General features: G+C 70.6%; 24 protein-coding genes. 9 read left to right on the forward strand and 15 right to left on the reverse strand.

Annotated features, from left to right (window positions below):
• Positions 1 to 20: 20 nt before the first annotated feature.
• The 5 genes from narI to OU416_RS35700 form a co-directional block, all read right to left on the reverse strand.
• Positions 21 to 752 carry a respiratory nitrate reductase subunit gamma gene (gene narI, locus OU416_RS35680; RefSeq protein WP_270931494.1) on the reverse strand — a complete coding sequence of 244 codons (732 nt, stop codon included), beginning with the start codon at positions 750 to 752 and terminating at the stop codon, positions 21 to 23.
• Positions 749 to 1,360: a nitrate reductase molybdenum cofactor assembly chaperone gene (narJ, locus tag OU416_RS35685; protein ID WP_270931495.1), complete on the reverse strand. Its 612-nt coding sequence runs from the start codon at positions 1,358 to 1,360 to the stop codon at positions 749 to 751. Before narJ ends, narI begins: the two co-directional genes overlap by 4 nt.
• The gene (gene narH / locus OU416_RS35690) at positions 1,357 to 2,925 is read right to left on the reverse strand and encodes a nitrate reductase subunit beta (RefSeq protein ID WP_270931496.1); all 1,569 of its coding nucleotides are present in this window, start codon (positions 2,923 to 2,925) and stop codon (positions 1,357 to 1,359) included. Before narH ends, narJ begins: the two co-directional genes overlap by 4 nt.
• The gene (locus tag OU416_RS35695) at positions 2,925 to 6,644 is read right to left on the reverse strand and encodes a nitrate reductase subunit alpha (protein ID WP_270931497.1); all 3,720 of its coding nucleotides are present in this window, start codon (positions 6,642 to 6,644) and stop codon (positions 2,925 to 2,927) included. The genes narH and OU416_RS35695 overlap by 1 nt, the downstream gene beginning before the upstream one ends.
• Positions 6,645 to 7,296: 652 nt before the next feature.
• The gene (locus OU416_RS35700) at positions 7,297 to 8,265 is read right to left on the reverse strand and encodes a GlxA family transcriptional regulator (protein WP_270931498.1); all 969 of its coding nucleotides are present in this window, start codon (positions 8,263 to 8,265) and stop codon (positions 7,297 to 7,299) included.
• A 119-nt stretch (positions 8,266 to 8,384) separates the two neighbouring features.
• Here OU416_RS35700 and OU416_RS35705 point away from each other — a divergent pair, with 119 nt between their 5' ends.
• The 3 genes from OU416_RS35705 (at position 8,385) to OU416_RS35715 (ending at position 9,467) form a co-directional block, all read left to right on the forward strand.
• Positions 8,385 to 8,582: a hypothetical protein gene (locus OU416_RS35705; protein WP_270931499.1), complete on the forward strand. Its 198-nt coding sequence runs from the start codon at positions 8,385 to 8,387 to the stop codon at positions 8,580 to 8,582.
• A gap of 144 nt (positions 8,583 to 8,726) precedes the next feature.
• A complete protein-coding gene (locus OU416_RS35710) occupies positions 8,727 to 8,978 on the forward strand; it encodes an SHOCT domain-containing protein (protein WP_270931500.1) in 252 nt (83 codons plus the stop codon).
• 264 nt (positions 8,979 to 9,242) lie between these two features.
• Complete coding sequence (locus OU416_RS35715) at positions 9,243 to 9,467, forward strand: hypothetical protein (RefSeq protein WP_270931501.1); 225 nt, start codon at positions 9,243 to 9,245, stop codon at positions 9,465 to 9,467.
• 55 nt (positions 9,468 to 9,522) lie between these two features.
• Here the strand turns inward: OU416_RS35715 and OU416_RS35720 are convergent, their stop codons facing one another.
• Positions 9,523 to 9,825: a hypothetical protein gene (locus tag OU416_RS35720; protein WP_143121720.1), complete on the reverse strand. Its 303-nt coding sequence runs from the start codon at positions 9,823 to 9,825 to the stop codon at positions 9,523 to 9,525.
• A 249-nt stretch (positions 9,826 to 10,074) separates the two neighbouring features.
• Here OU416_RS35720 and OU416_RS35725 point away from each other — a divergent pair, with 249 nt between their 5' ends.
• Positions 10,075 to 10,347, forward strand: coding sequence for a GlsB/YeaQ/YmgE family stress response membrane protein (locus OU416_RS35725; RefSeq protein WP_093347431.1), 273 nt, complete (start codon positions 10,075 to 10,077; stop codon positions 10,345 to 10,347).
• 99 nt (positions 10,348 to 10,446) lie between these two features.
• Here OU416_RS35725 and OU416_RS35730 read toward each other — a convergent pair whose 3' ends face one another.
• Both OU416_RS35730 and OU416_RS35735 read right to left on the reverse strand, forming a co-directional pair.
• Positions 10,447 to 11,256: an SAM-dependent methyltransferase gene (locus OU416_RS35730; RefSeq protein WP_270931502.1), complete on the reverse strand. Its 810-nt coding sequence runs from the start codon at positions 11,254 to 11,256 to the stop codon at positions 10,447 to 10,449.
• A gap of 72 nt (positions 11,257 to 11,328) precedes the next feature.
• The gene (locus tag OU416_RS35735) at positions 11,329 to 12,591 is read right to left on the reverse strand and encodes a multidrug effflux MFS transporter (protein ID WP_270931503.1); all 1,263 of its coding nucleotides are present in this window, start codon (positions 12,589 to 12,591) and stop codon (positions 11,329 to 11,331) included.
• Positions 12,592 to 12,982: 391 nt separating this feature from the next.
• On the opposite strand from OU416_RS35735, the gene OU416_RS35740 reads away from it, so the two are divergent.
• On the forward strand, positions 12,983 to 13,264 hold the full coding sequence (locus OU416_RS35740; RefSeq protein WP_093156858.1) for a metal-sensitive transcriptional regulator: 282 nt from the start codon (positions 12,983 to 12,985) through the stop codon (positions 13,262 to 13,264).
• A gap of 42 nt (positions 13,265 to 13,306) precedes the next feature.
• Here the strand turns inward: OU416_RS35740 and OU416_RS35745 are convergent, their stop codons facing one another.
• The 5 genes from OU416_RS35745 to OU416_RS35765 form a co-directional block, all read right to left on the reverse strand.
• On the reverse strand, positions 13,307 to 13,885 hold the full coding sequence (locus OU416_RS35745; RefSeq protein ID WP_270931504.1) for a DUF305 domain-containing protein: 579 nt from the start codon (positions 13,883 to 13,885) through the stop codon (positions 13,307 to 13,309).
• An 82-nt stretch (positions 13,886 to 13,967) separates the two neighbouring features.
• On the reverse strand, positions 13,968 to 14,324 hold the full coding sequence (locus OU416_RS35750) for a hypothetical protein (RefSeq protein WP_270931505.1): 357 nt from the start codon (positions 14,322 to 14,324) through the stop codon (positions 13,968 to 13,970).
• Positions 14,325 to 14,359: 35 nt separating this feature from the next.
• Complete coding sequence (locus OU416_RS35755) at positions 14,360 to 14,641, reverse strand: metal-sensitive transcriptional regulator (RefSeq protein ID WP_270931506.1); 282 nt, start codon at positions 14,639 to 14,641, stop codon at positions 14,360 to 14,362.
• A gap of 63 nt (positions 14,642 to 14,704) precedes the next feature.
• Positions 14,705 to 14,932 (reverse strand): hypothetical protein, encoded by a 228-nt coding sequence (locus OU416_RS35760; RefSeq protein WP_270931507.1) that lies wholly within the window; start codon positions 14,930 to 14,932, stop codon positions 14,705 to 14,707.
• An 87-nt stretch (positions 14,933 to 15,019) separates the two neighbouring features.
• Positions 15,020 to 15,922: an AraC family transcriptional regulator gene (locus OU416_RS35765; protein WP_270931508.1), complete on the reverse strand. Its 903-nt coding sequence runs from the start codon at positions 15,920 to 15,922 to the stop codon at positions 15,020 to 15,022.
• 81 nt (positions 15,923 to 16,003) lie between these two features.
• Between OU416_RS35765 and OU416_RS35770 the strand changes: the two genes are divergently transcribed.
• Positions 16,004 to 16,378 (forward strand): SDR family oxidoreductase, encoded by a 375-nt coding sequence (locus OU416_RS35770; RefSeq protein ID WP_270931509.1) that lies wholly within the window; start codon positions 16,004 to 16,006, stop codon positions 16,376 to 16,378.
• A 4-nt stretch (positions 16,379 to 16,382) separates the two neighbouring features.
• Here OU416_RS35770 and OU416_RS35775 read toward each other — a convergent pair whose 3' ends face one another.
• Complete coding sequence (locus OU416_RS35775; protein WP_270931510.1) at positions 16,383 to 16,988, reverse strand: TetR/AcrR family transcriptional regulator; 606 nt, start codon at positions 16,986 to 16,988, stop codon at positions 16,383 to 16,385.
• A gap of 91 nt (positions 16,989 to 17,079) precedes the next feature.
• On the opposite strand from OU416_RS35775, the gene OU416_RS35780 reads away from it, so the two are divergent.
• The 3 genes from OU416_RS35780 to OU416_RS35790 all read left to right on the forward strand — a co-directional run bounded on the left by OU416_RS35780 (position 17,080) and on the right by OU416_RS35790 (position 19,908).
• Positions 17,080 to 18,006, forward strand: a complete 927-nt coding sequence (locus OU416_RS35780) for an oxygenase MpaB family protein (RefSeq protein WP_270931511.1) — start codon at positions 17,080 to 17,082, stop codon at positions 18,004 to 18,006.
• 125 nt (positions 18,007 to 18,131) lie between these two features.
• The gene (locus OU416_RS35785; RefSeq protein ID WP_270931512.1) at positions 18,132 to 19,145 is read left to right on the forward strand and encodes a PQQ-dependent sugar dehydrogenase; all 1,014 of its coding nucleotides are present in this window, start codon (positions 18,132 to 18,134) and stop codon (positions 19,143 to 19,145) included.
• A 187-nt stretch (positions 19,146 to 19,332) separates the two neighbouring features.
• Positions 19,333 to 19,908 (forward strand): DUF5655 domain-containing protein, encoded by a 576-nt coding sequence (locus tag OU416_RS35790; protein WP_270931513.1) that lies wholly within the window; start codon positions 19,333 to 19,335, stop codon positions 19,906 to 19,908.
• A 128-nt stretch (positions 19,909 to 20,036) separates the two neighbouring features.
• On the opposite strand, the gene OU416_RS35795 is transcribed toward OU416_RS35790, so the two are convergent.
• Positions 20,037 to 20,360, reverse strand: coding sequence for a thioredoxin family protein (locus OU416_RS35795; RefSeq protein ID WP_270931514.1), 324 nt, complete (start codon positions 20,358 to 20,360; stop codon positions 20,037 to 20,039).
• Positions 20,361 to 20,782 lie beyond the last annotated feature (422 nt).

Here is a 20,782-nt window from a genome sequence, read left to right on the forward strand (position 1 = left end):
ACCACCGCCGCGAACACGGCTCAGGGCCGCTGCCAGCCGCGCGGCGCCCGGCGGGTGCCGACGCGATCTCCGCTGCGACTGCGGTAGACGATGTACGGGCGGAACAGGTAGTGCACCGGTGCGCTGAAGGCGTGCACGAGGCGGCTGAACGGCCACAGCGCGAACAGCGCCAGCGCGAGCAGCGCGTGCAGCCGGTAGTCCAGCGGCGCGTCGGCCATGAGCTCGGGATGCGGTTGCAGCAGGAAGATGTCGCGGAACCACGGGCCGATCGATTCGCGGTAGTCGTAGGGCCCGCGAACCCCGTTGTCGACCACCGTCGTCCACAACCCGACCGACATCACCGCGAGCAGGAGCACGTAGGTGAGCCGGTCGCTGCGACTGGACGACCTGCGCACCGCCTCCGTGCGCAGCCGCCGCCACAGCAGCACCACGAGCCCGGCCAGCGCGGCGCAGCCGGCGACCGTGCCCATCAGCAACGACACCACGTGGTAGCTCTGCTCGGTCACGCCGAAGAACTCGGTCAGCGCCTTGGGCACCAGCAGCCCGAGCACGTGACCGCCGACCACCAGCAGCAGCCCGCAGTGGAACAGCGGGCTGCCCACCCGCAGCAGGCGGGACTCGTGCAACTGGCTGGAACGCGAGGTCCAGCCGAACTTGTCGTAGCGGTACCGCCAGATCGTGCCGCCGATGAACACGGCCAGCACCACGTACGGCAGCACGCCCCACAGCATCGCGTCGATCGGGCTGATCATCGGCTCCCCTCCCGGAGCAGGAACGGTTGCAGGCCGACCATCTCGGTCGGCGCCTGCGCGGGCACGGCCGCGCTCTCGCGGCTGCGCGGGACCGCGTCGAGCACGGCGCCCACCGCCCCGGCGTACGGCGTGCCGACCTCGCCGAGCTTGCGGTGCAGCAGCTCGATCGCGGGCCGGAAGCGGCCGAGCAGCGACTCACCCGGATCCGCGGCCGCGACCGAGAACTCCAGCAGCGCGGGCAGGTAGTCGGGCAGCTCCCCGTCGGCGATCCGGAAACCGTGCGTGCGGTAGATGCCCGCCAGCTCGGCCAGGGCACCGCCGCGCAGCCGCGTGTCGCCGTGCACGAACCACGTCAGGTAGAGGCCCCGGCGCGGGCTGACGTCGAACACCTCGACGTAGTGCTGCTCGGCGTCCGCCAGCGGAGTTCCGGCGAGGTGGTCCAGCAGGTGGTGCAACGGCTCCGCGGCGGCGATGTCGCCGAGCTCGGCGGTGGCCTCGCGCAGCAGCGGCAGCTGCCGGATCAGCTCGGCATCGGGGTAGTGCAGGCACCACGCGGCGATCTGGCGGACCAGGCCGCGGGTGCGGGCGTTCAGGCGCCGGCGCCTCACCGCTCACCTCCGCGCACCGTCGGGAACATCCCGTCCGGACGGCCGTCGCCGTTCCACACCACCAGATCGGTGCTCCCGGAACGCAATCCGCCCATGCCGGGGCCGCCGTCGGTGTCCAGGCTGCACGTCGTCGCCAGCGACTCCAGGTCGTGCGCATCGCCGATCCCGGCGGTCGGGATGACGTAGCGGTCCTCGTACTTGGCGATGGCCAGCAGCCGGTACATCGACCGCAGCTCGGCGGCGTCCATCCCGGCCGCGCGCAGCGGCTCCTCGTCCGGTGGCTCCCCGAGGTTCACCGAGCGCATGTACGAGCGCATCGCCGCGAGCCTGCGCAGGGCGTCGCGCACCGGGTCGACGTGGCCCGCGGTGAACAGCTCGGCCAGGTACTCCACGGGAATGCGCAGCGCGTCGATCGCCCCGAAGAGGTTGTCGGCGTCCTCCCCGTCGAAACCGGTCTCGGCCACCGCGTCCACCACCGGCGACAGCGGCGGGACGTACCAGACCATCGGCATGGTGCGGTATTCCGGGTGCAGCGGCAGCGCCACCCGGTAGCGGCAGATCAGGTCGCGCACCGGGGAGCGCCGGGCCGCCTCGATCCAGTCGTGCGGGATGCCCGCCCGCTCGGCCGCGGCGACCACCTCCGGCTCGTGCGGGTCCAGGAACAGATCGCGCTGCGCCGGGTAGAGCTGGTGCTCGTCGGTGATGGCGGCGGCTTCGGCCACCCGGTCGGCGTCGTAGAGCAGCACACCGATGTAGCGCAGCCGCCCGACGCAGGTCTCCGAGCAGATCGTCGGCTGGCCCACCTCGACCCGCGGGTAGCAGAAGGTGCACTTCTCGGCCTTGCCGGTGCGGTGGTTGAAGTAGACCTTCTTGTACGGGCAACCGGAAACGCACATCCGCCAGCCGCGGCACTGGTCCTGGTCGACCAGCACGATGCCGTCCTCGGCGCGCTTGTACATCGCGCCGGACGGGCAGGAGGCGACGCAGGACGGGTTGAGGCAGTGCTCGCAGATCCGCGGCAGGTGGAACATGAACGACTGCTCGAACTCGAACTTGATCCGGGTGCCCAGCTCGGTGCGCAGCTTGGCCACCACCGGGTCGGCCGCACCGTGCTCTGGCGTGCCGCCGAGCGAATCCTCCCAGTTCGGTCCCCACTGGACGGACGTCGGACGGCCGGTGACCGCTGAGGTCGGCCGCGCGACCGGGACGTCCTCGCCCAGCGGCGCTTCCAGCAGCATCCGGTAGTCGTAGGTCCAGGGCTGGTAGTAGTCGTCGAGCTCCGGCAGGTCCGGGTTGGCGAACAGCGTCGCCAGCTTGCGCAGCCGACCGCCGCCGCGCAGCTTCAGCCGGCCCCGCCGGTCCAGCTCCCACCCGCCGCGCCACTTCTGCTGGTCCTCGTAGGCGCGCGGATATCCCTGCCCGGGACGGGTTTCGACGTTGTTGAACCACACGTACTCGACGCCGTCGCGGTTGGTCCAGGTCTGCTTGCAGGTGACCGAGCAGGTGTGGCAGCCGATGCACTTGTCGAGGTTCATCACCATGGCGAGTTGGGCCATCACGCGCATCAGTAGTCGACCTCCTGGCTGCGGCGGCGGATCACGGTGACCTCGTCGCGCTGGTTCCCGGTGGGCCCGTGGTAGTTCAGCGCGAAGGTCTGCTGGGCGTAGCCGCCGATGAGATGGGTGGGTTTGACCTGCACGCGGGTCAGCGAGTTGTGGATCCCGCCGCGCCTGCCGGTGGTCTCGCTCTTCGGCACGTTCACCGTCCGGTCCTGCGCGTGGTACATGAACACGGTGCCCGCGGGCATCCGGTGCGAGACGACGGCGCGGGCCACCACCACGCCGTTGCGGTTGACCGCCTCGACCCAGTCGTTGTCGCGCACGCCGATCGCCGCCGCGTCCACCGGGCTCATCCAGAACGTCGGACCGCCGCGCGAGAGCGTCAGCATGATCGGGTTGTCCTGGTACTCGCTGTGGATCGACCACTTCGAGTGCGGGGTCAGGTAGCGCACCACCACTTCCGCGCCGTCGGCGCCGAGCCTGCGCTCCCCGGCGAGCCGGTGCAGGTCCAGCGGCGGCCGGTACAGCGGGAGCTGCTCGCCGAACTCGGCCATCCAGTCGTGGTCCAGGAAGAAGTGCTGGCGGCCGGTCAGGGTGTGCCACGGCTTGAGCTGCTCGACGTTGATGGTGAACGGCGAGTAGCGCCGCCCGCCGGATTCGTCGCCCGACCACTCCGGGCTGGTCACCACCGGTGCCGGGCGGGACCGGGTGTCGGCGAAGGTCACCCGGTGTCCGAGGTGGTGCTCCGAGAGGTGGGTCAGCGGGCGGCCGACGCGCCGCTCCAGCGCGCGGAAGGCGTCGTTGGCCAGCCGTCCGTTCGTGGTGCCCGACAGCGCGAGCACGGCATCGGCGAACCGGCGGTCGGTGTCCAGCCGCGGCCGCCCGGCGGCCGGGCCCGCGGTGACCAGGCCGTTGGCGCTGCCCAGCCAGGCCAGCTCGCGATCGACCTCGACCGTCCAGCCCTTGGTGGTCACGCCGAGCTTGTCCAGCAGCGGCCCGGCAGCGCCCAGCTTCGCCGCCACCGCCGGGTAGTCCCGCTCGACGACCGTCAGCGCGGGCATGGTGCGGCCGGGTTGCGGATCGACCTCGCCGCTGCGCCAGTCCAGCAGCACCCCTCCCGGCTGCGCGACCTCACCGGGCGTGTCGTGGCCGATCGCGGTGGCGACCACGTCCCGCCGCACCCCGAGGTGGGTGGCGGCCAGCTCGCTGAACTTCGCGGCGATGCCGTGGAAGGCGTCGAAGTCGGTGCGGCACTGCCACGGCGGGTCGACCGCGGCGTTGAACGAGTGCACGTAGGGGTGCATGTCGGTGCTGGACAGGTCGTGCTTCTCGTACCAGGTCGCGGCGGGCAGCACCACGTCGGAGAACAGCGTGGTGCTGGTCATCCGGAAGTCCAGCGACAGCAGCAGGTCCAGCTTGCCCTCGGCGGCTCGCGCCCGGTGCACCTCGGCCGGCGGCTGCTCCGGCTCCGCCGAGCGCGGGCTCGCATCGGCGCCCAGCAGGTGCTTGAGGAAGAACTCGTTGCCCTTGGCGGAGGAACCGAGCAGGTTGGAGCGCCACACGGTGAGCACGCGCGGCCAGTTCGCCGGCGCGTCCGGATCCTCGCAGGCGAAGCCGAGCCGCTCCGAGCGCAGTTCCCGCACGACGTGCTCGACCGGGTCCAGCCCGGCGGCCGCGGCTTCGTCGGCCAGGTCCAGCGGGTTGCGGTCGAAGGTCGGGTAGGACGGCATCCACCCCGCCCGCGCGGAGCGCGCGATGCAGTCGGCCGCCGTCGTCCCGCTGAGCGTGCCCGCGGCTCCCGGCCAGGACAGCGCGTCGGTGCTGAGCCCGTCGTAGCGCCACTGCCCGGTGTGCAGGTAGAACCAGGCCGTTCCGATCATCTGCCGCGCGGGGCGGTGCCAGTCCGCCGCACCGGCCAGCGTCGCCCACCCGGTCAGCGGGCGCACCTTCTCCTGGCCCACGTAGTGCGCCCAGCCGCCGCCGTTGCGGCCCTGGCAGCCGGTGAGCAGCAGCAGCGTCAGGAACGTCCGGTACACCTCGTCGGAGTGGTACCAGTGGTTGGTGCCCGCACCCATCAGGATCATGCACCGGCCTTCGGAGCGGATCGCGGTGTCGGCGAACTCCCGCGCGATCCGCGCCGCGCGCGCGGCGGGCACCGAGGTGATCTGCTCCTGCCAGGCCGGGGTGCCCGGTTCGGGGTCCTCGTAGCCGGCGGGCCAGCTGCCGGGCAGGCCTTCGCGGCCGACCCCGTACTGCGCGAGCAGCAGGTCGAACACCGTCGTCACCAGGGGGCCGTCCGGCTTCAGCCGCACCGCGGGCACGCCGCGGGCGATCGCGGCTCCGGCCCCGTCCGGGGAGTCGAAGCGGGGCAGCAGCACCTCGGTCGGTTCGTGCGGGTGCTCGTGCAGGCTCAGCCGCGGGGTGATCTCGCCGAGGTCGAGGTTCCAGCGCCCGGACTCCTCGTCGTTCCAGCGGAATCCCAGCGAGCCGTTGGGCACCACCGGTTCTCCGGTCGCGTCGTCGAGCAGCACCGTCTTCCACTGCTCGTCCGCGCCCGCCCGCCCCAGGTCGGCGGCCGTGACGAACTTGCCCGGCACCAGCGCGCCGTCCCGCTCGACCAGGCCGACCAGGAACGGCAGATCCGTGTAGCGGCGCACGTAGTCGGTGAAGAACGGGGTGCGGCGCTCGACGAAGAACTCCTTGAGCACGACGTGGCCCATCGCGACCGCCAGCGCGGCATCCGTGCCGGGGTGCGGGGCCAGCCACTCGTCGGCGAACTTGGTGTTGTCGGCGTAGTCCGGGGAGATCGCCACGACCTTCTGGCCGCGGTAGCGGGCCTCGGTCATGAAGTGCGCGTCCGGAGTGCGGGTGACCGGGACGTTGGAACCCCACATCATCAGGTACGCCGCGTCCCACCAGTCCGCGGATTCGGGCACGTCGGTCTGGTCGCCGAACACCTGCGGCGAGGCCACCGGCAGGTCGGCGTACCAGTCGTAGAACGACAGCATCGGGGCGCCGATCAGCGACATGAACCGGGAACCGACGGCGTGCGAGACCATCGACATCGCGGGGATGGGGGAGAACCCGGCGATCCGGTCCGGACCGTGCGCGGCGATGGTGTGCACGTGCGCGGCGGCGATCATCTCCAGCGCCTCGTTCCAGGAGATCCGCACCAGGCCGCCCTTGCCGCGCGCCCGCTGGTAGCGCTGCCGCAGCTCGGGATCGTCCACGATGGACTCCCAGGCGCGCACCGGGTCGCCGGTGGCGGCCTTGGCCCGGCGGTACATCTCGACGAGCACTCCGCGCGCGTGCGGGTAGCGGATGCGAGTGGGGGAGTAGGAGTACCAGGAGAACGAGGCGCCTCGCGGGCAGCCGCGCGGCTCGTACTCCGGGCGGTCCGGGCCCACCGACGGGTAGTCGGTGTCCTGGGTCTCCCAGGTGATGATCCCGTCCTTGACGTAGACGTTCCACCGGCAGGACCCGGTGCAGTTCACCCCGTGCGTGGAGGGCACGACCTTGTCGTGGTTCCAGCGGTCCCGGTAGAAGGCGTCACCTTCGCGGCCGCCTGCGCGGAAGACGGTCCGCATGTCGGCCGAGACGTCCTCCCTGGACAGCAGGCGACCGAGTCGGAGCAGCGCGTCGCCCGCCGTTCCGCCGCCGTCGGCCCGGAACCGGGAGAACCACCTGGATTCGCTGCTCGGATCTCTGATGGGTGCTGCGCACATGACGTTCTCCGATCGCTTTGAGGAATTGCGGCAGGTGGTGCCCGGGTCGAATTTACGACCGCCGGACGTGGCCTGCCAGGGAGGTGGAAAGTGGGAATGTTCACTGATGGTAAACGGGTGAAAACGCCCCGTGTTCGGTTTGCGAGTGTCGCGAAGCTGGCCTGTTTTGTGGTGATGATCCATTGTTTCGGCACCAACATAACCTCATCTACCTGCGGTTATGTCTGAGGTCGGGTTGCGTCGGAGGGTAATCCCAAGAATTCTTCAAGTCTTCTCCTGCCCCTTCTTGGTGTTCCTGGTGTCTCGTATGCGAGGTTTCTTCTCGATTGATGTACGTGTTTGTTCGGTGGTGCAATGAATGGCTTCCGAATGGCTTACGACTTTTGGTGGTTGCGAATCGTTTTGGTCGCTAACAGGTCGTCTTGCTGCTGTTTGCCGCGTTGGGCGGGCTTGGCGGATGGAGCAGTGGTGGCCCGATCTGCGGGCGTTCGGGTGCAGTGGGTGGTGATCGGTCGCGTGTGACCATGATGGCATCCGGTCGAACTGATTTTCGAGCACATTTCGGTCGCTCGATCGGATGATCATCGGCGGCGTTCCGGTCAGCGGGCGGCTCGATGGCGCCTGGAGGTCCCGGCAGCCGCGCCCCCGCGCGTCATCGCGGTGCCGCGTCGGTGCTCCGCGCGAAGGTCCGCCGGTAGTCGCGCGGCGGCACGCCGACGATGCGCCGGAAGTGGTGCCGCAGCAGGGCGGCCGTGCTGAACCCGCACTCGCGCGCGATCTGCTCGATGCCCAGCTCGGTGTCCTCCAGCAGGCGGCGGGCGTGCAGGACGCGCTGGGTGGCCAGCCACTGGTGCGGCGTCGTACCGGTCTCGGCGACGAACCGCCGCGCGAAGGTGCGCGGTGACATCCGCGCGCGGGCGGCGAGGCCGGCCACGTCGTGCTCGACGTCCAGGCTCTCCTGCATCCAGGCCAGCACCGGTTCGAGGCTGGCGCCGGTGCAGTCGGGAACGGGCAGGTCGATGAACTGCCGCTGCCCGCCGTCGCGCTGCGGGGGCACCACCATGCGGCGGGCGATCCGCATCGCCGCCGCGGAGCCCAGTTCGCGGCGGACCAGGTGCAGGCAGGCGTCGATCCCGGCGGCGGTTCCCGCGCTGGTCACCACGTCCCCGTCGTCGACGTAGAGCACGTCGGGGTCGAGTCGGGCGGTGGGGAAGCGGCGGCGGAACTCGCTCGCGTAGTACCAGTGCGTCGTGCAGCGGCGGCCGTCCAGGAGTCCTGCTGCGCCGAGCAGGAAGGCGCCGGAGCACACCGAGAGCAGGGTCGCCCCGCGCGCTGCGGCGGCTCGCAGTCCGTCGAGCACTTCCGGCGGGTAGTGCTCCCGGATCTGCGCGGCCGGTACCGCCACGACGTCGGCGCGGGAGAGCTCGTCGAGCCCGTGCGGGGGGACCACCTGCATCCCCACCGAGGTGCGCACCGGTTCGCCCGGGCGCTGCCCGCAGATGCGGAAGTCCACCGGCGGCACCCCGTCGGCGGTCCGGTCCAGGCCGAAGACCTCGCACAACACGCCCAGCTCGAACGGAGCGACGTCGTCCAGCACGACCGCGGCCACGCTGCGCAACATGCCCACCACGGTAGTTGGCAGGATTTTGCCGCACAATGGCGTTGCTGCCGCTGTCGGCGGGATCCGGTGCATCGCAGGCTGGTTCCAGCGAACCCGAGAGCCACCAGGGATGAGCCACCATGAACACTCCGCTCGGCAGGCCGTTGCCCGGACTCCGCCGCTACTTCGCGATCCAGGGCTGGTTGTGGTCCCGCTACCTGGCGGACCTGCAGCCGTGGGAGGCGGAGGCCGAGATGCGCTGGGTCCGCAATCCGGTCACCAGGCGCTGGGAGCTGCGCGGTGGCCTGCTGCCGCCGTGCCCGAAGGAGTCTACTTAGGACCGATCGGCCGCCGCTCGTAGCGCTGCGCTCGCGGTGTACGTCCGGTGCGGTAGGGCGACTGCCGCGTCGTCGGCCGACGACGCGGAACCTCGCCGGGCCGAAGCTGGATCCGACGTTGGACCTGGCTTCGGAGGTGTTGTGATGGTGACCGAGTTCCTGATGCAGTGGGGTCCCGGCTGGCACGGCCCGCACGGCGGCCCCGGGTGGCCGGTCGGGCTGTTCTTCCTGCTGCTGATCGTCGCGCTGGTCGTGACCGTCAGCTGGCTGGCTCTGCGCGCTCGCCCGCGCCGGACGTCGGCCGCCGAGCGGGCGAAGGAGATCCTCGCCGAGCGCTACGCCCGGGGTGAGATCAGCTCCGAGGAGTACCGCGAACGGCTCGGCGGACTGGGCTGATCGCGGAGGTGGCCGTCGGCGCCTTCCGGCGGCCACCTCGTCAGGAACGAACCAGTCTCGAAAATATGACGGTGAATTTCCAACATATCCCCGTTCGGGGGAGCGCGTTCTCCCCGCTGGGGAGTTACCGTCGACACAGGTGCGCGCGAAGTCGTGCGGCACCGCGCTCCGGCTCGGTCCGGGGCACAACACTGGGGGGAGCGTTCGGGACGCGGCGGGTGCGCCGGTTCCCGGTCGCTCGATCGACCACGGGAGTGGTCTGCGATGGATCTGATGAGGTGCAGCGAGCTCCCGCACGAGCAGTTGTGCGAGGAGATCAGGATCGCCGGTCTGGCCCGCAAGCAAGCCCTGGACTCCGGTTCGAGGGCGGACGTGGAGATGGCCGAATCGGTGCTGGACTGGTTCCTGGACGAACTCGCCGACCGGCTGCGGCGGGGCAGCGCCCCGGGGGCTGGTGCGGTCCGGCAGGACGAACCGGTTCCGCGGTGACCGCATGACCGGTGGACTGGAGCGGAGCGCGGTCCGGTCCGGCGAGGTCGTGCGGTCAGCGCGCGTTGCGGGAGGCCAGGCGGGATCCCGGCTGGGAGAGCCTGCCGCGGGCGGTCACCAGCGCGGTGCGGGCGTCTTCCGGCGAGCCGTGGGCGAGGTGCTCGGCCGCGGTGCGGACCGCGGCCGCCGCATCGGCGGAGACCTCGATCTGCGGGTGCTGGTCGAGCATGTCGACCGCGCGGCTCAGCTCCTGCTGGGCCCGGTCGGCCGGGTTGTGCTGTGCGGTCAGTAAGTCGATGAGGGCTGTGTCCACCGCGTCGCGCAGGGCCGCCTCGGTCGTGCTGTGCTGGGCAGTCACGAGGCGGAAGTCTATGCGCTGGAAAAGCGGTTTTCCCCGCGACGAAGATCACCCACATGGGTGGTCCTTGCGCTGTTGATCTACACGGTGGGCAGCGGCACCGCCCGGCCGCCGGTTCGCGGAGCGGCTCGCCGGCGTGCGGAGTCCACTGAGGACTCCCGGGTGGCCGGACGGATCCGGTGGTTCCGACCGGCGAGTAACCTGGTGGTGATGTTGGTTGCCACCGAACCCGGGAAGTAGGGGAGAGGCATGTTCTGGACCATCCTCGGATGGATCGTCTTCGGCCTGGTCGCGGGTTTCATCGCCAGGGCGATCGTGCCGGGCAAGGACGACATCGGCCTGGTGCGGACGATCCTGCTCGGCGTCGCCGGGTCGGTCGTCGGCGGATTCGTCTTCGGCCTGCTCACGGTCGGCCTGCGCGGCTTCGAGCCGGCGGGCTGGATCGGCTCGGTGATCGGCGCGGTGATCGTGCTGGTGATCTACAACAAGGTCACCGGCCGCAAGCGCCGGATCCGTTCGTAGCGCGGGCTCGCGCAGCGGTACCAGGGGAAACCGGTTTCGCCGGTTTCCCCTGATTCTTGCGCGGTGCCGCGGGCGCGAAAACCGGTCCCGCGGCTGCGGTCACGGCTTGCGGCCGACTCCGGCCAGCCCGGTCAGGCGCTCCGGGTGCTCGCCGACCTCGTCCGGCACCACCGGGCGCCACTGCGGCAGGAAGACCACGCCCGGCTCCGCCAGCTCGAAGCCGTCGAAGAAGCCGGTCACCTCGGCCTTCGAGCGCATCGTCATGGGCGTCGTGGTGCGCTTGCGGTAGAGGTCGGCGTGCGCCGGGCCGACGTCGGGGCGGCCCTCGTTGGAGGCGTGCGAGATCGCCAGGAAGCTGCCCGGGGCCATCGCCTCCCGGTAGCGGGCGATGATCTTCCGCGGCTCGTCGGCGTCCGGGACGAAGTGCAGCACGGCGACCATCATCACCGCGACCGGCCGGCTCAGGTCCAGCAGTTCGGCGACCTCCGGGCTGCCGAGCACCCGCTCCGGATCGCGCATGTCGACGTCGATGATCGCGGCGTCCGGGTTGTCCTGCAGCAGCTTCTTGCTGTAGGCGACGGCGACCGGATCGGTGTCGACGTAGACCACCCGCGCACCGGGTGCAGCCCGCTGTGCGACCTCGTGCACGTTGCCGACGGTGGGGATGCCCGAACCCAGGTCGAGGAACTGGTCGATGCCCTGCTCGACGCAGAACTGCACGGCGCGGCGCAGGAAGGCGCGGTTGGCCTGCATCACCAGCGGCAGGTCCGGCCACATCGCGATCGCTTCCTCGGCCATCTGCCGGTCCACCGCGAAGTTGTGGTCGCCGCCCAGGTAGTAGTCGTAGACCCGCGCCGCGTTCGGCTTCTCCAGGTCGATGTGCCCGTGCTCCGGCGACACCTCGGACATCCAGCTCCTCCTCACGGCCGGGCGGTGCGCCACCGCCCAGCCGTGATGTTAATCGTGTCCGTTATGCCCGGGCTAGACCGCCGGTTCGGCAGCGCCGCCCAGCCGGACCACGACGCCCAGGGCCAGCAGCGCGACCGCCGCGCCACCGGTCATGGTGATGGCCATCGCCGGGCCGTCATTGCCCAGCAGCCCGACCAGCGGCGCGATCAGCGCGCCGAGCCCGAACTGCCCGGCGCCGAGCAGCGCGGCCGCGGTCCCGGCGGCTTCGCCGTGCCGCGAGAGCGCGAGCGCGGGCGCGTTGGGCAGGACGAATCCCATGGCGCCCAGCACCAGCCACAGGGGCACGATGAACCCGTACAGCCCGCCGGTGCCGGTGGTGGTCAGCGCGGTCAGGACCAGGCCCGCCGCGGTGGCCGCGACCAGCGCGCCGAACACGATCTGCTTGGGGCTGTAGCGGTTGAGCAGCACGACGTTGAACTGCGAGGCGCCGATCAGCGCGACCGCGCCGACGCCGAAGACCAGGCCGAACGACTGCTGGTCGAGGCCGAACTGCTCCTGGAGCACGAACGAGGAGCCCGAGATGTAGGAGAACAGCGCGGACATCGCCAGCGCCGCCACGATGGCGAGCAGCACGAAGTCGCGGTCGGTGATCAGCTGCCGGTAGGTGCGCAGGACCGGGCGGAACTGCGCGGCCTGGCGGCGCTCCGGCGGCAGCGACTCCTTGAGCGCGAAGATCGCCACCACCAGCAGCACCGCGCCGATGATCGCCAGCGCGCCGAACACGCCGCGCCACGAGCCGGTCAGCAGGATGGCGCCGCCCAGGCTCGGCGCGAGGATCGGTGCCACGCCCATCACCAGCATCAACCGGGAGAGCGCGGTGGCCGCGGCGCGGCCGCTGAACAGGTCCCGGACCACGGCGAGCGCGACGACCATGGCGGCGGCCGCGCCGATGCCCTGCAGCGTGCGCAGCGTTCCCAGCACGGCGATGTTCGGCGCGAACAAGCACGCCACCGAGGCCAGGATGTGCAGCGCGGTTCCGATGATCAGCGGCAGCCTGCGGCCGACGATGTCGGAGAACGGGCCGATCAGCAGCTGACCGATGCCGAGGCCGAGCAGGGTGCCGGTGAGGGTGAGCTGCACCGTGGAGGCGCTGGCCGCCAGGTCGTTGCCGATGGCGGGCAGCGCGGGCAGGTACATGTCGATGGTGAGCGGGCCGAGGGCGATCAGCGCCCCGAGCACGACGATGACCCGGAATCGGTCGAACCCGGTCGGCTCTTTCGCGGCAGGTCGTGCGTCCCGCGTCGCCGGAGGGTTCTGCACCGCAACGTTGTCCATTGTTGCCTTTCGAACTCACCGCGAGGGGTGGGAGATTCTGACGCGCTCCTTAGCGATGGTCGCGATCGCTTTGTTCCCGCGTTGGCGGCGCAATGGCTGTGATGCGGGCTACAGTGCGCCGGATTCAGTGCCATATCGGGATTTTCCGCGCATCAAGTTAACCGCGCTAAATGTCTATTGTGGACGTATTCCCGGTTTCCGGTAAAGGGATGATGAATTCTGGCGGTCGGGAATGCGCGTGGTGTCCGGCCGGGCCCGGTTCCCGGATCCCGGATCCTGGGAATCGGGCCGGACGCGCCGTGGCCGCTTCCTGTGCGAAGAGGGCTCCGCCCGGTGCCCTGCGGGGGGTAGGATTTCCAGGTTTGGCCAGGCCGGTGAAGTGGAGCGGGCGATGCACGGATACACCCAGGACAAGGACAACTACCTCAAACGACTGGCGCGCATCGAGGGGCAGGTCCGCGGCCTGGCGCGGATGATCGAAGAGGACAAGTACTGCATCGACATCCTGACCCAGGTCTCGGCGGTGACGAAGGGCCTGCAGGCGGTCTCCCTGCGGCTCCTCGACGAGCACCTCAAGCACTGCGTGGCCGAAGCGCTGGCCGAGGGCGGCCAGAACGCGGACGAGAAGGTCAAGGAGGCCAGCGACGCGATCGCCCGCCTGGTGAAGTCCTGAGGCGTGGGCCGGGAGCGGCGGTCGGCCGCCCCCGGCCTGTCGTCAGCTCTGCGACAGCAGGGCGCGCATGGTGTCGATCTCGGCCTGCTGGGCGTCGATGATCTGCTGGGCCATCTGCTTGGCCGCCGGGAACTGGCCGTCGGACAGCTCGGTCCGGGCCATCGTCACGGCACCCTCGTGGTGCTTGATCATCAGCTCCAGGAACATGCGGTCGAACTCCGCGCCCTTGGACTGCTCCAGCTGCGTCATCTCGTCGCCGGTCATCATGCCGCCCATGTCGCCGTGACCCATCGAGCTGTGGTCGGCGCCGGGCCCGGCGCCCCACTCGCCCAGCCAGCCGTTGAGCGTCGCGATCTCCGGTCCCTGCGCGGCCTCGATCTGCTTGGCCAGGTCCTTGACCTGCTGGGACTCCGCCCGCTCCGGGGCGAGCCGGGACATCTCGATCGCCTGCTCGTGGTGCGGGATCATGCCCTGCGCGAAGGTGACGTCGGCGGCGTTGCTCGCCGCCTGCTCCTGGCTCGCCGGAGCCTCCGGGGCCGGGGTGGTGCCGGTGCCGCAGCCTGCCAGTGCGATCGCGGCGACCGCGCTGGCCGCGGCGGCGAATGCGCGTGTGCGCTTCATCGTTGTCCTCGTCTTTCCATGAGCTGAATCGGGCGTGCGTCATCGAGCCACGACGTGGAGGTCGCGGCCGATCAGCTGCCGATCAGCGACGAAGCACGCACAGCGCCGCGAGTCTTCGCGGTACGGGCAGAGGTGGCGGCAGCAGCACCGGCAAGGCCACGGCCAGGCTCTTCGGCAGCTCGGCCGCGGCGCGGAGGACGCGGCGGAGCTGGGGGAGCAGCAGCACCAGGAAGCCGGCGATGATCGCCAGGCACAGGTGCAGCGCGCCGTGGCCGGAGTCCGCCGGCGGCTCGTGGTGCTCGACCGCCGCGGTCTGCACGGCGGCGGCCGGCTGGTGCGCCGACTCGTGCTGCTGAGCCGGGACGTGGTGCATCAGCACGACGCAGAGCGCGAGGACCAGCAGCAGGCCCCAGCGGAGCAGTCCCGGACGTTCGCGCACGCCCCTCACCATACCGGGGTTGGGTTTGCCGGTCGTCAGGACTTCACCAGTCGGGCGATCGCGTCGCTGGCCTCGCGGATCTTGTCCTCGGCCTGCTCGCCGCCTTCGGCGAGCGCTTCGGAGACGCAGTGCTTGAGGTGCTCGTCCAGCAGGCCCAGCGCCACGGCCTGCAGGGCCTTGGTGGTGGCCGAGATCTGGGTGAGCACGTCGATGCAGTACTCGTCGTTGTCGATCATCCGGGCCAGGCCGCGGACCTGGCCCTCGACCCGCCGCAGCCGCTTGGCGTAGTTGTCCTTGTCGTGCGTGTAGCCGTGCATCGGCACCTCCCCGGAGTCCTTGCTTCCTTTATACCCCAGGGGGGTAATTTTCGGCAAAGCCGATCAGAGGAAGCCCTCCGGCTTGACCGGTCCTTTCGCCGCCTCCGGCTGCTCCCGCTCGGCGCGCGCCAGCCAGAGCACGCCGCCCAGCTGCACCAGGGCCGCGCCGCCGGTCAGGGCCACCGCGATGATCGCGTAGCTCTGCCAGCCCGAGATGAAGCCCAGCACCACCGCGACGACGAAGAACAGCAGCGTGCGCACCAGCACGGTGGTGAGTTGACTCTTGCTCATCTCTCAAGGGGCCTTCCTGCTCGCTTCCCTCACCGAGTGTAGGCGGCCGGGCGGGCGGCCCTCGCGAAGCGGGTGCGCCGCCCGGGTTCACCGGCTGCCGTCGGCTGCGGGCTGCGGAGGGAGCTGGGCCGCCGCGCGCAGCTGGCCGGAACCAGGCCTCCCGCCTGCGGAGACCGCGCTCGGGCTGATCCCCCTGGCGCGCTTGAACGCCGAGCTGAAGCCGAAGCCGTCGGCGTAGCCCACGCGCTTGGCCACCGAGGAGACCGTTGCACCGGGTTCGGCCAGCAGCTCGGTCGCCAGCGACATCCGCCAGTCGGTCAGGTAGGCCAGCGGCGGTTCTCCGACCAGCTCGGTGAACCGCCTGGCCAGCGTGGCCCGGGAAACACCGGAGTGCGCGGCCAGCGAGGCGACCGTCCACGGCCTGGCCGGTTCTTCGTGCATGGCTTGCAGCGCGCGGCCGACGACCGGATCGGAAAGCGCCTGGTGCCACGCGGGTGGGCGGGCCTCCGGGCGGTCGAACCAAGCGCGGAGCGCGCACAGCAGGAACCAGTCCAGCAGTCGCTCGAGCACGGCGTCCTGGCCCGGCTTGATCGAGGCGACCTCGGAGGCGACGAACTCGAGAACGGGATCGCAACCGTCACCCGGCAGGACCAGCAGAGGTGGCAACGCGTCCACGAGCCGGCGGCCGGGGTTGCTGCACAGCTGGTAGCCGCCGACCAGCAGCACGGTGCGGCCCGCAGCCGCGCGTTCGGCGGCCGGGAGGTCGCTGACCACGGAGAACGGCTCGCTGGAGATGGCGAGGTCGCCCTGTTCCAGCAGCGTCGGCTCGCCCCTGCCGGGCAGGAGCCACCCGTGGCCGTGGACCACGGCGCAGAGGGCCAGCGACGCGTCCTCCGGGGAGCGCGACGACCACGGCGCGGGCAGTTCGGCTTGGCGGAACAGGGTGCTCTCAGCCCGGACACCTCGGAGCAGATCGGTGAGCACGTCCATGAGCTCAACGTAGACGAACGCACATGACCGCGAGATCGCCGGCGATGGCCGCCCGGGCCGTTGCTCGCTTGACTCGGTGGCATGACGGGAAGAACGGTCCTCGTGCTCGGTGCGACGGGCAAGACCGGACGACGTGTGGTCGCGCGGCTGCGCGCGGCGGGCGAGCAGGTGCGCGCGGCCTCCAGGTCCGCCGACGTGCGGTTCGACTGGGCCGGCCGGTCCACCTGGCCGATAGCCCTGAGCGGTGCCGCCGCGGTGTACCTGGTGGTGCCGGAGGAGGTCGAACCGGTGGCGCCCTTCGTCGAGCAGGCGGTGGAGGCGGGCGTCGAGCGCTTCGTGGTGCTGTCCGGTCGAGGTGCGGACACCTACGGGGACTCCGCCTTCGGGCGATCGATGATCGCGGCCGACTTCGACTCCTACGTCACCGCGGCTGCGGCAGCAGGTGCGTGGGATTGAGGGGCTAGCCCGTGCGGTCGTCGACCAGCGAGGTCGCGGTGAGGAGGAGTTTCACGCAGTAGTCGACCAGCTGCTCGTGCGTGGCCGGGAGGCTGCCGTCCAGCCAGCGGACGAACAGGTTCGTCAGCGCGCCGATCAGCGCCGTCGCCGTCATCCGCGCGCCCAGGTCGGCGGCCTCCCCGTCGAGTTCGGACCGGATCAGGTCGGCGAACACCGGCATCAGCTCGGCGCCCCGGCTGCTGAGCGTCGCGTCGGTCACGGGTTCCAGCAGCAGCACCCGGCCCTTGCGCGGGTCGTCGGTGAGCACGGCGAGGAATGCTTCGACCGCGGCTGTCGCGACCGCTTCCCGGGTGCCCTCGGTATCGGCCACCGCTGCTCCCAGCGCGGTTCTCGCCTCCTCGGCGACCTGGTCGTACACCGCCAGCAGCAGGGCGTCCCGATCGGGGAAGCTCTCGTAGAAGTAGCGGTCGGTGAGCTTGGCGCGGCGGCACACCGAGCGGACCGTCACGGCCGCGCTGCCCTGCGTGCCCAGCAGTTCCAGGCCGACTTCGAGCAGCTTCGACCGCCGCGCGGATCGGCGCTGCTCGAGGCTGGTCCCGCCCCACGTCATCCGGTTGCTCCGCTCGGTTGATGGTCATTGACGGCCACCCGCCGCGATCCTACTTTGACGACAGGTGTCCTCAGTTCAGGAGGGAGCACCGATGTCGAAGCCGACACCGCTCGGTCCGGACTCGCTCATGTGGCGCTACTTCGGCGACTGGCGCGGCCTGCTGCTGGCGCTGTGGGCCGGGTCGATGCAGAACATGCACCCGCAGCTGGGCGCGGGAGTCGAGGAGCACTCGCGGTTCTTCGACGAGCGCTGGGAGCGGCTCTTCCGGTCCCTCTACCCGATCGGCGGGGTGATCTACGACGGCCCGCGCGCCGAGCAGACCGCGCGGCAGGTGCGCGGCTACCACGACACGATCAAGGGCGTCGACAAGCACGGGCGGCCCTACCACGCGCTCAACCCGGACACCTACTTCTGGGCGCACTCGACGTTCCTGGTGATGCCCGTCCTGATCAACGAGCACTTCGGCGAACCGCTCACCGAGGAGCAGAAGGAGCAGATCTACGCCGAGGGCGTGCAGTGGTACCGCCTGTACGGGATGAGCATGCGCCCGGTGCCGCCGGACTGGCGGAGCTTCCAGGAGTACTGGGACCGCATGTGCCGCGAGGTCCTGGAGGACAACAAGGCCACCCGCGACGTCCTGGACATCTCGCGGATCGGTAAGCCGCCCGCGCTGCGCTGGCTGCCCGCGCCGCTGTGGAAGCTCGCCCGCATCCCGATCAGCCGCGGCTTCGTCTGGCTCACCGTCGGCGTCTACGACCAGGCCGTCCGGGACAAGCTCGGCTACCGCTGGACCGCGCGCGACGCGCGGCTCCTGCGCCTGCTGGGACGCACGCTCGCCCTCGCGTGGCGCCTGGTGCCGTTCGAACTGCGCTACCACCCGCGCGCCCGCGCGGGCTGGCACCGCGTGCGCGGCAAGACCCCGGCCGGTGCGCCGCTGGTCGAAACCCCGTCCCGCTACCTCCCGCCGCCGGACCGCCGCGACGACCCCAAGCACTACTCGCCCGCGCAGGTCGGCTGAAACCAGGTGACTCCTCGTGGCGGTACGCGACCTCGCCGGTGCGTGCTGTGATCACCAGTGGTGAACCGCCGCCTCACCGCGATCTCCGCGCGCGCTCGTGCGCCCGCGGAGGGAGGAGGTCGTTGATGATCCGTCGCACCTGCGCGGTCGTCGCCGCGCTCATGCTGGCCCTCACCCCGGCAGCCGTCGCGGCCGAGGTCAAGCCGGTGGCCACCGGCTTGGACATCCCGTGGGGCCTGGCGTTCCTGCCCGACGGCTCGGCGCTGTTCACCCAGCGCGACACCGGGCAGATCATGTCCCTGAAGGACGGCCAGGTCGCCGAGGTGCAGAAGATCGAGGACTCCGAACCGACCAACGGCGAGGGCGGGCTGATGGGCCTGGCCGTGTCGCCGCAGTTCGAGTCCGACCAGACGGTGTTCGTCTTCTACAGCACCAGCGAGGACAACCGGATCGCGAAGCTGCGCCTCGGCGAAGCCCCGCAGCCGATCCTGACCGGCATCGCGAAGAACCGCTACCACAACGGCGGCCGCCTCGCGTTCGGCCCGGACGGCATGCTCTACGCCGCCACCGGCGACGCCCAGGACAAGCCCAGCGCGCAGGACCCGGACTCGCTCAACGGCAAGATCCTGCGCATGACGCCCGACGGGAAACCGGCCCCGGACAACCCGTTCGGCGATTCGCTGGTCTACTCGCTGGGCCACCGCAACCCGCAGGGCCTGGGCTGGGACGACGCGGGCAGGCTGTACTCCTCGGAGCTCGGCGACGCCACCTGGGACGAGGTCAACCTGATCGAGGGCGGCAAGAACTACGGCTGGCCCGAGTGCGAGGGCGAGTGCGGCAACGGCGAGTTCACCGACCCGCTGGTGACCTGGCCGACCCGCGAATCCTCGCCCAGCGGCCTGGCGGTCCACGACGGCAACATCTACGTCGCGGCCCTGCGCGGCCAGCGCCTCTGGCAGATCCCGCTCAACGGCGACGGCTCGGTCGGTGAGCCGGTTGCGCTGCTGGCCGGCGAGTACGGCCGCCTCCGCACGCCGGTCTCGGCCCCGGACGGCACCCTCTGGGTGACGACCTCCAACCAGGACAACAACGGCAGCCCCGGCGCCGACGACGACCAGATCCTCAGCGTCACCCCGTGACGCGGGCGCGAACGCCCTCCTGCCGGTACCCGGAACCGGCAGGAGGGCGTTCGGCTCATCGCTTGCGCTTCAGCGTGCGGTCGTAGTTCTTGGAGTGCGCTTTGGCGATCAGCGCGGAGAGATCCGTGCTCCGCAGGTCGAAGGTCATCGCAGGTGTGCCGGGTCGGCTGGATCTATGCTGCGGGGCATGGCGAACAGGTCTCCCAGCGACATGATGGCCGCCGTGACCGAGAGCATGCGGGAGCGGACCGGCAGGTCGCTGGAGGAGTGGGTGCGGCTCGTCGAGGCCGAAGGGCCCGATCCGCTCGATCAGAAGGCGGTGCGCGGCTGGCTCAAGGAACAGCACGGCGTCCCGCAGAACTCGCAGTGGGCGATCGCCGACGCCGCCGCTCGGGCCGCGGGCTGGGAGCGGCCGACGGTCGAGGGCTACATCGACGGCCAGTACGAGGGGGCGAAAGCAGTGCTGCGCCCGATCTTCGACCGGGTCCGCGAACTGGCCGAGGCCCTCGGCGACGATGTGACCGCGGAGGGCTGGAGCACCTACACGCCGTTCGTCCGGTCCCGCCAGTTCGCGGCGATCGCCGCCGCCACCAAGACCCGGGTGGACCTCGGCCTCCGCTTCGTGGAGGCTCCCGACTCACCCCGGCTGAAGCCGTCCAAGGGCCCCGGCCAGTCGACCCACAAGATCGGCCTGACAATCCTTGACGACGTCGACGAGGAAGTCGAATCGCTGCTCCGAGCCGCCTACGAGCAGAACGGCTGAACCCGCGTCACGACAGCTGATCGCGGCTCGGCCGCTCATGCGGAGCGTCCACTGTCGACCCGTGCGGGAACCGCGCTTCGCGGTCCCCGCACGGTGATTCGACCGTGTGCCGACCCGGAGGCCTGCGCTCACACGTGTGGTTCCACCAGTTCCACCACGTTGCCCTTGGAAGCCGGACCGATCCTGGTGGCGACGATCTCACCGTTCTTGAACACGTACAGCGTGGGGATGGCGGTCACGTCGTACTTGGGATACGTCTCCGGCTCCCGGTCGATGTCCATCCGGCCCACCGTGAGGCGGCCTGCGTAGTCCTTCGCGACCTCCACGAGGATCGGGTCCAGCGCCCTGCACACCCCGCTCCATTCGGCGCGGAAGCACACGAGGACCGGCCCCGAGGCTTCCACGACATCGGATTGGAAGCTGCTGTCGCTGAGTTCGACGACGACGCTCATGAGCACTCTCCTTCTCCGTTGGTCTGCGAGCAGTTCACGGCCGTCGTTGTGCCGACACGGCCGTCTCCGGGTAATCGGCCGTGGCCTGGTGCCCGGCCGGGCACCAAGTGCCGCCGGGAAACCCGGGAGGATCTTGGGCAGGCGGAATGAACGACCCGGCGGATGCGGGCCGTTCCTGCGAGAAAGGGCAACGGCGCGCCACCCCTCCCGATCACTGTCGGGAGTCGAGCGAGCACGTGCGGTAACTGTCTGGTACGGATCATGTCAGCCCGCGATTCGACGACGCCAGAGCCAGATGGGTAATTCCGGGAACGTCGTCGAACCTCCGGCACACCGTGATCGGCACCCGCGGACCGCGAGATCGTCTGTCATCGGCAAGAAGTCGAACCACCGCCGGGGCAAGGAGAACAGGGCGCCGGGGG

It is taken from the genome of Saccharopolyspora indica (assembly GCF_027853965.1).
GTDB classification, from domain to species: domain Bacteria; phylum Actinomycetota; class Actinomycetes; order Mycobacteriales; family Pseudonocardiaceae; genus Saccharopolyspora; species Saccharopolyspora indica.

Excerpts from the sequence above, each read along its gene's own strand:
- OU416_RS35755 (WP_270931506.1), bottom strand. The coding sequence starts at position 14,641 with ATGCACGGCTACACGCACGACAAGGACAACTACGCCAAGCGGCTGCGG.
- OU416_RS35710 (WP_270931500.1), top strand. The coding sequence starts at position 8,727 with ATGGTGACCGAGTTCCTGATGCAGTGGGGTCCCGGCTGGCACGGCCCG.
- OU416_RS35705 (WP_270931499.1), top strand. The coding sequence starts at position 8,385 with ATGAACACTCCGCTCGGCAGGCCGTTGCCCGGACTCCGCCGCTACTTC.
- OU416_RS35765 (WP_270931508.1), bottom strand. The coding sequence starts at position 15,922 with ATGGACGTGCTCACCGATCTGCTCCGAGGTGTCCGGGCTGAGAGCACC.
- narI (WP_270931494.1), bottom strand. The coding sequence starts at position 752 with ATGATCAGCCCGATCGACGCGATGCTGTGGGGCGTGCTGCCGTACGTG.
- OU416_RS35785 (WP_270931512.1), top strand. The coding sequence starts at position 18,132 with ATGATCCGTCGCACCTGCGCGGTCGTCGCCGCGCTCATGCTGGCCCTC.
- narH (WP_270931496.1), bottom strand. The coding sequence starts at position 2,925 with ATGCGCGTGATGGCCCAACTCGCCATGGTGATGAACCTCGACAAGTGC.
- OU416_RS35770 (WP_270931509.1), top strand. The coding sequence starts at position 16,004 with ATGACGGGAAGAACGGTCCTCGTGCTCGGTGCGACGGGCAAGACCGGA.
- OU416_RS35795 (WP_270931514.1), bottom strand. The coding sequence starts at position 20,360 with ATGAGCGTCGTCGTCGAACTCAGCGACAGCAGCTTCCAATCCGATGTC.
- OU416_RS35725 (WP_093347431.1), top strand. The coding sequence starts at position 10,075 with ATGTTCTGGACCATCCTCGGATGGATCGTCTTCGGCCTGGTCGCGGGT.
- OU416_RS35775 (WP_270931510.1), bottom strand. The coding sequence starts at position 16,988 with ATGACGTGGGGCGGGACCAGCCTCGAGCAGCGCCGATCCGCGCGGCGG.
- OU416_RS35730 (WP_270931502.1), bottom strand. The coding sequence starts at position 11,256 with ATGTCCGAGGTGTCGCCGGAGCACGGGCACATCGACCTGGAGAAGCCG.
- OU416_RS35790 (WP_270931513.1), top strand. The coding sequence starts at position 19,333 with ATGGCGAACAGGTCTCCCAGCGACATGATGGCCGCCGTGACCGAGAGC.
- OU416_RS35780 (WP_270931511.1), top strand. The coding sequence starts at position 17,080 with ATGTCGAAGCCGACACCGCTCGGTCCGGACTCGCTCATGTGGCGCTAC.
- OU416_RS35715 (WP_270931501.1), top strand. The coding sequence starts at position 9,243 with ATGGATCTGATGAGGTGCAGCGAGCTCCCGCACGAGCAGTTGTGCGAG.
- OU416_RS35740 (WP_093156858.1), top strand. The coding sequence starts at position 12,983 with ATGCACGGATACACCCAGGACAAGGACAACTACCTCAAACGACTGGCG.
- OU416_RS35745 (WP_270931504.1), bottom strand. The coding sequence starts at position 13,885 with ATGAAGCGCACACGCGCATTCGCCGCCGCGGCCAGCGCGGTCGCCGCG.
- OU416_RS35735 (WP_270931503.1), bottom strand. The coding sequence starts at position 12,591 with ATGGACAACGTTGCGGTGCAGAACCCTCCGGCGACGCGGGACGCACGA.
- OU416_RS35760 (WP_270931507.1), bottom strand. The coding sequence starts at position 14,932 with ATGAGCAAGAGTCAACTCACCACCGTGCTGGTGCGCACGCTGCTGTTC.
- OU416_RS35700 (WP_270931498.1), bottom strand. The coding sequence starts at position 8,265 with ATGTTGCGCAGCGTGGCCGCGGTCGTGCTGGACGACGTCGCTCCGTTC.
- OU416_RS35695 (WP_270931497.1), bottom strand. The coding sequence starts at position 6,644 with ATGTGCGCAGCACCCATCAGAGATCCGAGCAGCGAATCCAGGTGGTTC.